Annotated in this window: 11 protein-coding genes; 2 read left to right on the forward strand and 9 right to left on the reverse strand. The window is 41.1% G+C overall.

Features of this window, described 5'->3' with window-relative positions; genetic code table 11:
• Window positions 1–219: 219 nt before the first annotated feature.
• Window positions 220–2,076 (forward strand): DUF3857 domain-containing protein, encoded by a 1,857-nt coding sequence (locus BMW98_RS04985; RefSeq protein ID WP_162844683.1) that lies wholly within the window; start codon window positions 220–222, stop codon window positions 2,074–2,076.
• A 22-nt stretch (window positions 2,077–2,098) separates the two neighbouring features.
• A complete protein-coding gene (locus BMW98_RS04990) occupies window positions 2,099–3,982 on the forward strand; it encodes a DUF3857 domain-containing protein (protein ID WP_170836506.1) in 1,884 nt (627 codons plus the stop codon).
• 50 nt (window positions 3,983–4,032) lie between these two features.
• Here the strand turns inward: BMW98_RS04990 and BMW98_RS04995 are convergent, their stop codons facing one another.
• The 9 genes from BMW98_RS04995 to BMW98_RS05035 all read right to left on the reverse strand — a co-directional run bounded on the left by BMW98_RS04995 (window position 4,033) and on the right by BMW98_RS05035 (window position 15,060).
• Window positions 4,033–5,319 carry an OmpA family protein gene (locus tag BMW98_RS04995; protein WP_162844684.1) on the reverse strand — a complete coding sequence of 429 codons (1,287 nt, stop codon included), beginning with the start codon at window positions 5,317–5,319 and terminating at the stop codon, window positions 4,033–4,035.
• A gap of 308 nt (window positions 5,320–5,627) precedes the next feature.
• Window positions 5,628–6,974 carry an ammonium transporter gene (locus BMW98_RS05000; protein ID WP_090257418.1) on the reverse strand — a complete coding sequence of 449 codons (1,347 nt, stop codon included), beginning with the start codon at window positions 6,972–6,974 and terminating at the stop codon, window positions 5,628–5,630.
• A gap of 255 nt (window positions 6,975–7,229) precedes the next feature.
• On the reverse strand, window positions 7,230–9,254 hold the full coding sequence (gene uvrB / locus BMW98_RS05005; RefSeq protein WP_090257419.1) for an excinuclease ABC subunit UvrB: 2,025 nt from the start codon (window positions 9,252–9,254) through the stop codon (window positions 7,230–7,232).
• Between the two features lie 82 nt (window positions 9,255–9,336).
• A complete protein-coding gene (locus tag BMW98_RS05010) occupies window positions 9,337–10,014 on the reverse strand; it encodes a hypothetical protein (RefSeq protein ID WP_090257420.1) in 678 nt (225 codons plus the stop codon).
• Between the two features lie 63 nt (window positions 10,015–10,077).
• Window positions 10,078–10,821: a shikimate dehydrogenase family protein gene (locus BMW98_RS05015; protein ID WP_090257421.1), complete on the reverse strand. Its 744-nt coding sequence runs from the start codon at window positions 10,819–10,821 to the stop codon at window positions 10,078–10,080.
• Between the two features lies 1 nt (window position 10,822).
• Window positions 10,823–11,758 (reverse strand): polyprenyl-phosphate transporter, encoded by a 936-nt coding sequence (locus BMW98_RS05020; protein WP_090257422.1) that lies wholly within the window; start codon window positions 11,756–11,758, stop codon window positions 10,823–10,825.
• Window positions 11,759–11,760: 2 nt separating this feature from the next.
• On the reverse strand, window positions 11,761–12,525 hold the full coding sequence (locus BMW98_RS05025) for a phosphosulfolactate synthase (RefSeq protein WP_090257423.1): 765 nt from the start codon (window positions 12,523–12,525) through the stop codon (window positions 11,761–11,763).
• Window positions 12,526–13,929 (reverse strand): tetratricopeptide repeat protein, encoded by a 1,404-nt coding sequence (locus BMW98_RS05030; protein WP_090257424.1) that lies wholly within the window; start codon window positions 13,927–13,929, stop codon window positions 12,526–12,528.
• Window positions 13,930–14,073: 144 nt separating this feature from the next.
• Window positions 14,074–15,060 (reverse strand): NAD-dependent epimerase/dehydratase family protein, encoded by a 987-nt coding sequence (locus BMW98_RS05035; protein WP_090257425.1) that lies wholly within the window; start codon window positions 15,058–15,060, stop codon window positions 14,074–14,076.
• Between the last annotated feature and the right edge of the window lie 2 nt (window positions 15,061–15,062).

The raw sequence follows: 15,062 nt of genomic DNA on the forward strand, positions 1-15,062 counted from the left end.
TATTAGTAACTTTTTAAAGATCAAAAACATATGGTTTTAGTGATTAAGAATTAATGAATTGTTTGGTTTAATTGTTTGCTCTTAAAGGCTTGGTCAAGTATTTTCCATTTTTTAACCGAATTTATAATGAACATAAAAGCCACAATCACAACACTTTTTATTTTTTTGCTATTTTCTAATTGTTTAGCACAAGTACCAGAAAAGCCAGACTATGGTGAGGTGAGTATTGAGGAGTTAGAAATGACCCACTACAAGCACGATTCTAGTGCTTCAGCTGTTTATTTAATTGATTTTGGAGAGGCTACATTTCGAGAGAATGATTTGGCCATGTCAATGGAGGTGCATGTTCGGATAAAGATACTTGACAAAGATGGCCTTGATTATGCAGATTTAACCCTTAACTATATTAAAGGGGAGACCGATTATGGGCGTTTAAAAGCAAGTATTTACAATCTTGAAGATGGCAAAGTTGTTGAGCATGAGATATCAAAACGAGATTGGATTACTGAAAAAGTAAATGATCGGTTTTGGTCCAAAAAGGTGTCTTTTCCTAATGCCAAAGTAGGTTCGGTTATTGAGTATACATATCGTAGGAATGCAGGAAGCTTGTATAGTTTACCTTCTTGGAGTTTTCAATCTTCAATACCTGTAGCTTATTCAGAGTATAAACTCCACATGCCTCAGTATGGAACTTATCAACCGAAATTTCAGGGCTACCAAACACCGGTATATCAAAATACAGCCAATAGCTTATACCACATTATTATGAAGGATGTTCCTGCGTTAACCAAAGAACCGTATGTATCAACAATTGAAAATTATAGGTCAAGAGTTGAGTTTGAAATAAAGTCCATTTCAGTGCCAGGCTATGGAACCGAGGTTTACATGGAAAATTGGAATTCCATAAATACCGAAATGTTTGAGAGAGATGACTTGGGTGGTGCAATTAATAAAAACAATGCTGTTAGAAGGATTTACCCTGAAGAGAAAAGCTGGAAGACCGATAAAGAGAGTATGGTTGAAATCTATGATTTTGTTCGTGACCATTTTAAGTGGAATAAAAGGGCTTCCTATAGAGTAGTAGATTCCTCTAAAGAGCTTTGGAGCGAAGCAGAAGGCGATAATGCGGATATTAATATCACACTTGCTCAATTTTTAAAACATGCAGGGTTTGAGGTCGACCCAGTTATTCTTAGCACGAGAGGAAATGGTTATGTAAATAAGTTTGTGCCTGTTGTTAGGCAGTTCAACTACTTGGTTCTCTATGTTAAGATTGGCGAAGAAGAGTTTTTACTTGATGCTACTGACAAATTTAGACCATATAACGTTCTGCCTAGCAGAGCCCTTAATGGTGAGGGGTTGAGGATTACGGCTAATGGTCCACAATGGATTAATTTAAATTTAAATAATGAGATAAACTCTAAGGTTATATCTGGGGATTTCAGTCTGAATGATGATGGTGCATTAGAGGGGAAAATGCAGGTTGTTTTAAGGAGTAGCTCTGCAGCAGACCTTAGAGCTTCTTTGTATGAAGAAGAGGAAAAAGCTGAAACTACTGAAGAGAGTGACGCAGAAGAAGATGAGGAGTCTTTGGATGATTATAAGACAGGTGAGGTAGAAAATTTAGAGATAAAAAATGTTAAAGATCCAGAGCAATCTCTCGAAATAACTTATGACTTTACTTCAGATATGGGAGTGAATGAGATTGGAGACAATATTTTTCTTAACCCCCTCTTGATAAAAATGGCTACTGAAAACCCATTTAAACTGGAAGAACGGCTCTATCCAGTAGAGTTTGCCGAGCCAATTGCTAATACCTATATATTCAAAATAAAGGTGCCAGATGGTTATGAGGTTGTAGAGACCCCAAAACCTATGAGTCTTGTTCTACCAGAAAATGGTGGAAAGTATATGTATACTACCGCTGTTCAGGAGGGTTTGATACAAATTATGGTAAGGTTTAATTTGTCTAAGCTGACATACGTGCAGCAGGAATATCCCAGTTTGAAAAAGCTTTACGAGCTAATAATTGCGAAGCAAGAAGAGCAAGTGGTTTTAAAGAAAAAGGTTGAATAATATGCGTGCTCTAAAACTTCTTTTGCTTGTTCTTATAAGTAAGTCCCTTTTTGGGCAAGCGTATAATATTGAATTGATTGAGCCAGCACTAAGGAAAGGTGCGGATGCTATCATTCGGGATTCACAGCAAGAGTTTGAGATCCATGATTTTTCTGCAGCTACTTATAGCGTAAAAAAGGCTATTACGATTTTTAATGAAGACGCCAGAGACTTGGCCGTTTTTTATCAAACCTATACCGGGCTTAGAAAAATCAAGAAAGTTGAAATTGCCTATTATGATAAAAACGGTGAAAGGCTGGATAAGGTAAAAAACAGTGAAATTGAAGATGTTAATATTACCTCTTCATCTTCCTTGTACGATGATAACAAAGTTAAATATTATGCTCCGCCAGCATATGAGTACCCTTTTACTGTTGAGTATTCGTTTGAGTATGATTATCAAAGTATGCTCTATTTCCCTGAGTTTAAACCGGAGGTTTTTGAAAGGGTAGGAATAGAGGTCTCATCATATACCCTTAGAAAGCCCAAAAATTATGAGGTAAAATATCATTTACTGAATGACGTTGGTGAGCCAGAAATGTCAAGCGAGGAAGGGATGGATGTCCTAAGGTGGGAGGTAAGCTCAAGAAAGCCAAAGGAGCAAGAGTATAGAGGAAAATCAATAGCCAAACTTAGCCCACATGTGCTTTTGGCACCAACTGAGTTTGCGATGGAAGGTTATGAAGGAAACCTCAAGGATTGGAACACTTTTGGCAAATGGCTTGGGGCTCTGAATAAAGGAAGAGATGCACTTAGTGACGGCACCAAACAAGAGATTAATGCCTTGGTAGAAAATGTTGCTTCAGAAAGGGAAAAAGTTAGGCTTATTTATGAGTATATGCAGTCTAAGACAAGGTATGTGAGTATTCAACTAGGTATTGGTGGGTTTCAGCCCTTTACTGCGCAAGAAGTAATAGATACAGGTTATGGAGACTGTAAAGCACTCACCAACTACACCTACAGTTTATTAAAACATGCAGGAATTAGCTCTAACTATGTTGCTATTTATGGTGGGGCAGGAGCCGATGCTATTGAGAGTGATTTTGCCAGTACACAGTTCAATCATGTAATTTTGGCCGTGCCAATGGAGCAAGATACTGTTTGGTTGGAATGCACTAGTCAAGTTGCGCCATTTAATTTCTTGGGGAGTTTTACGGATAATCGATATGGCCTAATGGTTACAGAAGATGGGGGAGTATTAGTGAAAACCCCAAAGTATAAAGCCGAAGACAGCAGGCAGTCTAGAGTAATAAATATAACATTATCAGAAAATGGTGATGCTGAAGTAGTAGCTAGTACGGAATTTACAGGTAAACAGTATGGACAGAATTACTGGAGGGCTACTGAAGGTGAAAGTGATATGCGCAAGTACCTTTTAAAGACAATTGATTTGCCTACATTCAATTTAGGCTCTTTTGAATATGAGGATATTCGATCAGCTGAAAGCCCAGTTCTCAAAGAAACTATATCGTTGAATATTCCAAAGTTTGCATCTAAAAGCGGTAGTAGGCTTTTTCTTAATCCAAATGTACTTAATAGAATAAGTGTAAGTCCACCCAAAGATTCCGATAGGGTTTCACCAATTTTAATGGATTTTGGTTACTACGATATAGATACGGTTAACTTAAGTATACCAGAAAGTTTCAGAATGGAATTTGAAATGGAGCCTGTTTCAATAGAGTCTGAGTTCGGCAGTTATAAGCTTGAGTACTCTTTCGATAATGAAACCAGTACGCTTCAGTTTATTCGTGAAATTAAGGTAAATGAAGGGGTGTTTGAAGCTCAGCTATATGAAGATTTTAGATCTTTTATGAGAGATGTTTCAAAGCATGATAGAGGAAAAATAGTACTGAGTAGTGGAACATAAAAAAAGCCCGATGAATTTCATCGGGCTTAAGCTTATCTATTTAGTTTACCTTACTTATTCGAGATAATAAAGTCAATATCTACTCTTCTGTTTAAGGCTCTTTCGCCAGAGGTATCATTATCAGTTCTTGGTGCTCTTTCGCCAAATCCTTGTGCCATCAGTCTGCTTTCGGCAATTCCATTTTCAATGAAATATTCCTTTACAGTTTCCGCTCTCTCTTGCGATAAGTTCATGTTGTAGTCACTTGAGCCTGTTGAATCTGCATGACCGTTAATGTCAAGCTTGATCTCAGGGTTTTCCCTCAGTACTACAAGAATATCGTTCAATGGTTCGTAAGATCCTTCAGTTAAAGTGGCTTCGTCTAGTTCAAAAAGAATGTTTTCAGCCGCTTCGATCAATTGTACTTTTATGCTCCCTTCAGACTCAGGAGTAATATTTTGGTAATCTTCCAAAGTACAGCCGTTCATTGTACCAAATTTGTTCGGACAAGGGTCTTGTGAGTCGATCACACCGTCTTCATCTCTATCAGGACAACCGGCAGTTTCAGGAGACCCGGCTTTTGTAGGACAAACATCATACATGTCTGGTACTTTGTCACCGTCTTGATCAGGGCAGCCATCTATACTACCAGGAATTGTAGGGCATGCATCATACAAGTTTGGAACACCATCATTGTCGTCATCAGCTAGCGGGCAACCATTGTTGGTAGATGGACCGGCAACTTCTGGGCATTCGTCTTTTCTGTCTATCAAGCCATCGTTATCGCTGTCTTTATCTTTCTTTAGCGAGAATTTTACGCCTATATTAAACTGTGTATAGTTGTAAGAATCGTCAAGTGATTTTTTAAGTGCCGCTTCCGTATAAACGTCAGTTTTGTCATTAATTCTCATGTTTGCACCTACGGCTAGGGGCATAATTGCGTGACCACCCTCAAACTCGTCAAAATAGTACTCTTGTTCTTTAAGATGAGAAAACCCTAAACCTGCCGATATATATGGAGCGAAGAAGGCGTCTTCTTTCAAAATGTAGCCATTATTGAATTTGTAGTTTAACCTAAGGTCTGCATCGGTAATCAATGCTCTAAATTCTCTTTCGTGGCGGGCTTTACCTCTCGATATATTCAAAGCTGCGTTTAAACTTGGGTTGATGTAGTATTCGGTACCCACAATAAAACCCACATTGTGGAGGTCGCTAAAGTTGTACTGACCATCGTTGTATCTAATATCCAATCCCATATGAGTGACCCCGAGTTTATATCTCCATCGGTCGTATTCTGTCTGACTCATAGCAAGGGTAGAAAAACATAGTAGTAGTGTAAGAATTATTAATTTTTTCATGATTTCGAATTTTGGTTTGGCCAGTAGAGTTGCCAATACACTACCAGAGTGCCGATAAACCATGAATAATTTGAGGTTCGTAGAATATTAGAGGAGAATAGTGAAATTCTACAACATATAAGGAAGTATTGTAGTATTTGAATAGCGGTATTTTGTATGCTAAAACATCATTCTTGGAAGGAATTTTTCATTTTGAAAGAGAATTCAGTCCTTTTCGATAAAAAGAAAAGCCTTACTCCATTCGAAGTAAGGCTTAATCATAGTTAGTAGTAAAGGTTATTAACCTGGTTGGTTGAGGGAAGCCAGGGTTAAGATGCTTTTTGCATTGTACCTTCTATTTCTGCGGCAATATCTTCTACCACAATACTTTCATTATGTTGGCTTATATCTAAGCCCAAATCTTCTGCTTGCTCTGTTACGCGCATTGGTATAATGGCATTAGTAACTTTAAACAAAAGGTATGATAGCCCAAAAGTGAAACCGCCCACCAAGAATATCGCAGCCATATGTTTTAAGAAGGTTGAAGGATCTCCGTAAATCAGGCCTACATCTTTAGCAAAAACTCCTGTAAGTATCATTCCTACAATTCCGCCCACGCCATGGCAAGGGAATACATCAAGTGTATCATCAATACCCGTTTTGTTTTTGTAATACACCACAATGTTCGAAACAATGGCACCGGCCACACCGATGAAAACGCTTTGCCCAATAGTTACAAAACCAGCAGCAGGCGTAATGGCCACTAAGCCGACCACTGCACCAATCGAAGCGCCTAAGCCGGATATCTTTCTGCCCATAAGGGCATCGTAAAATACCCAAGCAAGCATGGCAGCTGCCGATGCAACTGTGGTGGTGGCAAATGCCAAGGCGGCATCGCCATTAGCGCCAAGGGCTGAGCCTGCATTAAAGCCGAACCAACCGAACCACAGCAAGCCAGTCCCCAGCAATACATAAGGTACGTTGGCTGGTTGGTGAACCGCAGTACCATGATTTTTTCTTCTGCCCAGAATAATGGCCGCTGCTATGGCGGCAAATCCGGCAGACATGTGCACAACAGTACCTCCGGCAAAGTCTAGCACACCCCATTTTCTTAAAAAGCCTTCAGGATGCCATGTCATGTGCGCCAATGGGCTGTAAATAATTATGCTGAATAAAATGATAAACAAAAGGAAGCTGGAGAACCTAACGCGCTCGGCAAAACTACCTGTAATAAGGGCAGGAGTAATAATGGCGAACTTCATTTGAAAAAGGGCAAAAAGCACAAACGGAATGGTTGGTGCCAACTCTGATTGCGTAGCTGCGCCTACGCCTTTAAAAAAGGCAAAAGTTGTAGGGTCGCCTATAAAGCCACCAATCGAATCGCCAAATGCTAGGCTGAAACCGCATACAACCCAAACCAATGTAATTATGCCCATGCAGATAAAGCTTTGTAGCATGGTAGATATCACGCTTTTCTTGCTTACCATTCCGCCATAAAAGAAGGAAAGGCCTGGGGTCATTAATAATACAAGTCCGGTTGCGGCTAGCATCCAAGCTGTGTCACCGCCATCTAAGTTTGGGTCTGCTGTTGCTGCTTCTGTCGAAGGCATATCTAGCAGGCTAAGTAGCGCTAACAAAATCAGGATGGAGAATCCTGGAATCCACTGTTTTCTCATTTTTAGTAAAAAGGTTAGAAGTAGGTTTGATAAACAACCTATTCAGTTAATAATTACGTAAAGTAATCAATTTAGAGTTAACATATGGATTGGTTGGATTTGAAATAAATGGAAACGATTGAAAAGTGGGTGTGATTTCTGCCTGATTTTTGGCAAATCACGGATATGATTCCTGCTAGGGGCAGAGAATAAGGGTAATCGAAAGATTGGGGAAAGGGGACTGTTTAATTTGAGCTCAGATGATTTAAGGTTGAACTATTCTTTAGAAGAAAGCAGCGCTTTCAGTTCGTTTAATTCATCCCTCAATTTAGCGGCTTCGATAAAGTCTAGCTCCTTTGCAGCTTTTTCCATGGACTTCTGTGTTTTCTGAATCATTTTCTCGAGTCCGTTTTTGTCCATGTAGGCTACTACAGGGTCTGCCGCTACGGATTGCTCTTCTGGCTCTACATAGTAAGTTTTAGCACCTTTTTTAGAGTCGGCCACACTGGTTTGGCCCATAATGGCTTCTTTCGATTTAAGAATTGTTTTCGGGGTAATGCCATGCTTCTCGTTGTAGGCCATCTGTATGGAACGCCTTCTGTTGGTCTCGTCTATGGCTTTGCTCATAGACTCAGTGATTGTATCCGCATACATAATTACGTGGCCGTTTTCATTTCGGGCAGCACGACCAATGGTCTGAATTAAAGAGCGCTGATTCCTCAAAAACCCTTCTTTATCGGCATCTAAAATGGCTACTAGCGAAACTTCGGGTAAATCGAGCCCTTCTCTCAAAAGGTTCACGCCAACTAACACATCAAAAATACCAAGCCGTAGTTCTCTAAGGATTTCTACACGATCGAGGGTGCTTACCTCAGAGTGAATGTAGCGCACTTTTACACCGGCTCTTTCCAGAAATTTGGTTAGCTCTTCCGCCATTCGCTTGGTAAGTGTGGTTACCAGCACGCGTTCTTCTTTCTTTACCCTGTCATCAATTTCTTCCAGCAAATCATCAATCTGATTCTGCGAAGGGCGCACGTCAATTTTAGGGTCTAGCAGGCCGGTAGGACGAATGATCTGCTCTACCACTTCCCCTTGGGTTTTGGTCAACTCATAGTCAGCAGGTGTAGCCGAAACATAAACCACTTGGTTCGTCAAACCTTCAAATTCATCAAACTTTAGTGGGCGGTTGTCAAGTGCAGAAGGCAACCTGAAGCCAAATTCTACCAGATTTTCCTTCCTCGACCTATCGCCACCCCACATGGCGCGTACTTGCGGTACGGTTACGTGGCTTTCGTCAATTACCATTAGGTAGTCTTCTGGAAAGTAATCGAGCAGACAGAAGGGGCGCTGGCCGCGTTGTCTTCTATCAAAGTAGCGCGAGTAGTTCTCAACGCCTGAACAATAGCCTAGTTCGCGCATCATCTCCAAATCGAACTCGGTACGTTCTTTAAGGCGCTTGGCCTCCAAAAATCTACGGTCTTCTTCAAACTGATTGAGCCTTTCTACCAAATCATCCTGAATTTCGTGAATGGCTTGGTTTAGCACTTCTTTGCCCGTTACAAAAAGGTTGGCAGGGAAGATGGTAATGATCTTTTCATCCGAGATTTTCTTTCCCGTAACAGGGTCAATTCTTTGAATGGCTTCAATTTCATCACCCCAAAAGAAGATGCGATAGGCAAAATCACCGTAGGCGATAAAGATGTCTACCGTGTCGCCCTTTACGCGGAAAGTACCGCGTTTGAATTCCGCTTCCGTTCGGCTATAAAGAATATCTACAAAGGCAAAGAGCAGCTGGTTGCGCGGAACCACATCGCCCACTTGCAAACGCACCACATTTTTACCGAATTCATCGGGGTTACCGATACCGTAAATGCACGAAACCGAAGCAATGACGATTACATCTCTGCGGCCAGTAAGTAGAGACGAAGTGGCACTTAGTCTCAGCTTTTCAATTTCATCGTTAATAGAAAGGTCTTTTTCTATATAAACGTTGCTGGTAGGAATAAAAGCTTCCGGCTGATAGTAGTCGTAGTACGAGATAAAATACTCCACCGCATTTTCCGGAAAGAATTGCTTGAACTCTCCGTACAGCTGAGCCGCCAAGGTTTTGTTATGGCAAAGTACGAGTGTCGGTTTTTGCACTTGCTGAATAAGGTTGGCTACGGTAAATGTTTTACCAGTACCCGTTGCACCAAGTAGCACCAAAGCTTCTTCGCCAGCATTAATACCAGCTTTTAGGTTTTCAATGGCTTTGGGCTGATCGCCCATTGGTTGATATTCAGAAGTGAGTTTGAAGTCCATTACCCAAATCTAACATCAATTGTGAGTTTTGGGTTTAAGAATTTAGAAATTACTAGGTTACTCTTTGGTGAAAGGTGTGAGTTTAAAATGTATACCTTAGTTTAGGTGTAAGGGTAATGGTTTCAAACCAGCCCAAACTAGTGGTGTGGAAAAGTCTGGATTGAATGCCTACTTGGAAGTTGCCTGATTTATAAAAGTAATATTCTGCCCCAATAAAGAATCCAGCATCTACCAAGTTTGAGTTAGATCCATTTCTTTCTTGTATGGAAACGAGTGTGGCAATTGTTTGTGTACTGTTTATGAAGGCATTAGTGTAGTATTCAATCTCTTGCATTTTTGGGTTAACAAAGAAGGCACCACCAGTTAATAGCAGCTTTTCACTTAGTCTTCTTTTGTAAAAAACGCTGTACATTTCGTTGATGTGGCGGAGTTTGAAATCGATAATTTCAAGGTAGGTGTCATTACCTATTAACTGGCTGTAGTTTTTTTCGCCAATGTGCGATTCGCGATCATAACTAACGCCAATTGATGCCTTACTATCTTTTATGTTCCATTGAAATTCTATGCCGCCAATAGATCCCAAAAAGTTCTTGTTATAAAAGGAGACGAAGCCACCTGGAACTTCGCTTTGTGGCTGTTCATAATCCAATTGAAAGTTTCCAGCAACACCGTAATTTACATTTAGCTCAAATGTATGTTGGGCGTGAATGGCATTAAAAACAAACAGCAATAAACAGGTAGGGAATAGTAGCTTTCTCATATGTGTGTTTTTCAGATGAGAAGAATATAGAAATAATTATGCCAAAAAAACAGCTATGCGAGTCTAGCCATTCCAAACCTTCCAAGCTGCTTCTGCCTGGCCATGGAGCATTTCTAGTCCGTTTTTCACCCAGCAGTTTGCATTAATGCCTTTTTGCATGAAGGCGGTTATTAGTGGGTTGTAAACCAGGTCGTAAAGAAAGTGGTTTGGCGTAAGTTGCTCGTAGGGCAGGTCTGGCAAGCCTTCAATGTTTGGCGACATGCCAAGTGGGGTGGTATTTACAATCAATGATGAAGTTGCGAGGTGATGGGGTGATGAGGTGATTTCATCGTACGTCAACTGGTTATCTACAGATTTGCGGGAAACAAACTGGTAGCTAATGCCTAAGTCTTCCAAGGTAACTTGTACTGCTTTGGAAGCTCCGCCAGTTCCCAGAATTAAAGCCTGTTGCGGCATCGGGTTTGGTCCCACAAACTTTATCAGCGATTCCTTAAAGCCAATATAATCTGTGTTATAGCCTTTTAGTTTGCCATTTTCCAGCTTAATGGTGTTGACTGCGCCTATGGCCTCGGCCTTTGGGTCGAGCTCGTCCAAAAAAGGCATTACAGCTTGTTTGTAGGGAATGGTTACATTCAGTCCAACTAAGTTCGGGGTTGATTTGATGAGCTCGGGAAACGCATCAATAGTTTCAAGAGGGAAGAGTTCGTAAACTGTGTTTTCGATCCCTTCCTTCTCGAATTTTTCTGTGAAATACTTTTTTGAAAAGGAATGGGACAGCGGGTAGCCGATTAATCCAAACGTTCTCATGTTAGTCTTTCGATAAATATGCTGCTAGTCTGTCAATACCTAATACCAAAAGAAAGCCAAGTGCGGCAAAGCCAATAGCTTCTATAAAGTATGGCTCTCCGCCAGTTTTGGCCAAGTAGTCGTTTGGTAAAACGTTTACCTGAAACAGCGGCTTAATTTCTCCATGTCGATCAACATAGGTTTCAATGGTATTTTTCCAAGGCCAAACCTTGTTGAGAGAGCCAATCATAAAACCAGAAAGTACGCCCACAGTAATGTTGTGGTACTTATTGAAAAGCCAGCTAACCAAGCGCGCAAAACTCAAAATACCTACAATGCAGCCTAGCCCAAAGAAGACCAAATCGGCAATTCGGAATTCCTTAATGGCGCTAAGTACATATTCATACTTACCAAAAAGCAAGAGGATGAATGAGCCTGAAATGCCCGGCAGAATCATGGCGCAAATGGCCACGGCACCAGCAATAAACAGAAACCAAGGCTCGTCTGGAGTTTCAGCTGGAGTAGATGAAGTAATGTAATACGCTACTCCTATACCCACCAAAATGGCTATTACTACCCCAAAATTCCACTGCTTAACTTCCCTAAGAATAATAAGCGCTGAAATAACGATTAGTCCAAAAAAGAATGACCAAACCTGTATAGGCTGTGTTTCCAAAAGGGGTGTAATCACTTTTGCCAGTGATAGTACGCTTGTGGCAATTCCTGCCAATAGTACTACTAAAAAGGTGCCGTTTATGTGCTCCCAAAGTGCTTTTATCTCAAGCTTTTTCAGGTAGTTCAAAGCCTGTAAGTCGCAGTTTTTTATAGACTGCAACAGCTTTTCGTAAATGCCAGTAATAAAGGCAATGGTGCCACCGGAAACGCCAGGAACAACATCGGCACTTCCCATGGCTATACCTTTAAGGTAAAGTGAAACGTAATCGACCAGTCGATTCATGCTTACTTTTGGTCTAGAAAGTGATCGAAAGTATCGCCTCTAAGTCCTAAGCGAATCGTTTCTAGTGGAATTACCTCTTCTGGAGCGATGTTGCCTAAGTTTACATTAGAGCCCATTAACTTTATAAAGTACACTTGCTGCGCTTTTTGAGGTGCTTCCCAAATAATTTTTTCGAAAGGAATTTTGGTCAAAATCTCTTGAACCAAACCCGAGCGTACCTCTCCAGAAGAACGGAAAAGGCCCACGTTACCGCTTTCGCGCGCTTCGCCAATTACCTTCCACGCACCAGCATCAAGCTCTTTTTGCATCAGCTCAATCCACTTGTATGGAGGTATAATCTTTTCTGCATCTTTAGAACCTACCTCTGAAAGTACAGTCACCTGCTCTGCGAGTTTCGAAATGTAGTTACATTTTAGGTCGTGGTCCAGCTCAATCGACCCGTCCGATACTTCCGCAAAAGGTACCTCGTATTTATCGAGTACTTTGCGATAGTCGTCAAACTGGTCTCTTACAATGAATGCCTCGAAAAGGGTACCGCCAAAGTAAAATGGGATGCCCGCCTCGCGGTAAACATTCAGTTTATCGTTAAGATTTGGTGTAACATAAGAAGTAGCCCAGCCAAGCTTTACAATGTCTACATATTCGCCACAAACGTTGATAAAATCTTCCGCTTGACGAACGCTAAGGCCTTTGTCCATGGCCATGGTAAAACCTTTGTCCCTTGGCTTTTGTGTCCTTTCGGGCACATTAGTCAAAAAATAGTGCATCTAGTTTTTGTTTCTGAATTGATCAATAATCTTGAAAAGTGCCTTTTGAGTTTCCAGTTTTGGAAAGAATTCAAACAGGACCTCGTGATTTTCGAAGTCCAAAATTAGCGCATTTTCTAAATATGTGAAGGCTTCTTTGTATTGTCCTGCATTTATTTGATAAGCCACCATTCGATAAAGCAAGTCAGAATCGTCTTCAATCTCTTCTAAACTCCTTTCAATGAGTTCGATAGCCTGTTGAAACTCGCCCTGATCGTAATAAATCATTGACCAGTCGAGCCAAATTTCTTTTTGCTCAGGTTCTAGCATGGCAGCCTCCTGATAGGCTTCTTTGGCCGAAACGATGTTGCCAATGTTCGCTTCTGCTTCGGCAATGGCCATCCAGTAGTTAGCGTTTTCAGGGTCCAGCTTCAGGGCCTTGTTCAAAAAATGAATTGCCTCGTAGTACTTTTCTTGTGCTGCCAAAGAGCAGCCAATGCCGTACCATGCATCTTCATAAAACTGGTCTACTTTAGCTGCCTTGCGGTAGTACTTAATGGCGTAGTCGTATTCTTCCATCTTTTCATAGGCAGCACCTATGCAGCAGAATACTTCTGCCGATGGCCCTTCGTTCGAAAGCGTGTTTTTGTATGCTTCCAATGCTTCAGGGTATTTGTCAACACTCATTAGGCTATTGCCCATATTAAACCAAGCCGATGAGAACGACTCGTCAATTACCAAGGCATAGTCGTAAGCCTTTAGGGCTTCTTCATACTTTTCGAGCTTGTTGTAAACAATGCCCAAGTTGTACCATGCGTAAGCAGAGTACGGGTCACGATCTATAAATTGTTGGTAATAGGCCACGCTGTCTTCCAGTTTGCCAGTTACGTCAAGGCAGTAGGCCAATTCGTAAAGGGCGTTTTCGTGGTTAATATTCAATTCAATGGCCCTTTTGTACTGCTTAATAGCATCTTTGTACTTGCCATTGGTTTGGTAGGTAAGACCTATGTTATAGTAAACTTCAGATTTGTCTTCGGCTACATCGAGTGTGTTTTCCAATAGCTCAATGGCCTTTTCGTATTCACCCAAAATGGAGTAAATGTTCCCTTTAATGGTAATTAGGTCGACATCGTTGGGGTGAAGGTTTTGGGCATTGTCAATTACCTTAAGTGCATCATCGTACTCTTGCTTGCCAATGTGGCACTGAGCCGTAAGTACACTAATTTCTTGGCTGAAAGGGTATTGTTCCAAAGCAATTTTGCTGGCTTTTAACCCCTTGCCATATTGAAATTGGTCAAGATAATGTTGAATGATGGTTTCGTATTCTGAAACATCGAAAAAGTGGAAACTATTGTTTTTGAGTTGATCCTCGAATCGTTTTACCAGCCCGCGTTCCTCTTCTCTGCTCGGATAATCTTCGTGCATTGATGTCAATTGGTTTATTCAAATTACTGAAATCCCATTTCAAAACCACATAGTCCGAATGAAAATTTCATCTCCTCCCTGCAAATCCCTTCTCTCAGGCGGGGTGCAAAGCTAGTTATTTTATTGAAAAACAGAATATTAAGTTTAAAGCGGATACTTTTTTCTTAATTCTGAAATTGTCCAGCTAATGGACTCTTCTATTGGGGTAAACTCAAAATCGAGTGCCTTTATTATCTTATCGTTTTTGAAATGAAAGTTGGCGCGCGAAAGAATGGCCGAATCGCTCGTAATCATGGCTTCTTTGCCTGTAAAGCGAGAGCGTAGCCATTCAAAAGCTACTGCTAAGCTTAGCATCCAAGGTTTTACCTGCTTGGTAGGTGGTTTTTTGCCAAATGCTGTGGCAATTTTACCGAAGAAATCTTTATAGCGAAGGGTTCCGGCATTAAGTACAAAGCGTTCGCCTTCAATATCAGACTCAACCAATTTTACCACGGCCTTGGCTACATCGCGCACGTCCACAAAGTTTACCGTGCCTTCTGGATGAAAGCCTTTTTCATCATAAGCATATTTAAAAGTAGCTGTGCTACCACCTTCGCCCCACAAGCCAGGACCAAGAATAATAGAAGGGTTTACAATTTTTACTGAAAGTCCTTCTTCGGCTCCTCTCCAAACTTCTAGCTCTTGCAAATATTTAGATCGGGCATAAATCGAATCGAATTTAGTGCCTTCCCAGCGGTCGTTTTCATCTATAAACTTTTGGTCGGGCTTTCGGCCTATAGCGGCCACAGAGCTGATGTGCATAAACTTTTTCACCCCAACTTTTAGACAGGCGTTTACCAAGTCGGCCGTGCCCAACACATTAGTTTTGTACATGCGGTCTTCAAAGCGCTTATCGAACGAAATAATGGCAGCTCCATGAATTACGACATCCATGCCTTCAAGCGCTCCATGAAGAAACTGTGAGTCACGCATGTCGCCAATTACCCATTCTATTTGGTTGGCTACATCTTCCACCAAAGTCATTTTACTGGTGTTGCGCTTTACCGCGCGAATGCTGTGGCCTTTGCTTAATAACTCACGACAGATAAAACTGCCTACCAAACCGGTTGCACCGGTAATAAAAACCTTCATGC

Origin of the sequence: Roseivirga pacifica, from assembly GCF_900111145.1 — a bacterium.
GTDB classification, from domain to species: domain Bacteria; phylum Bacteroidota; class Bacteroidia; order Cytophagales; family Cyclobacteriaceae; genus Roseivirga; species Roseivirga pacifica.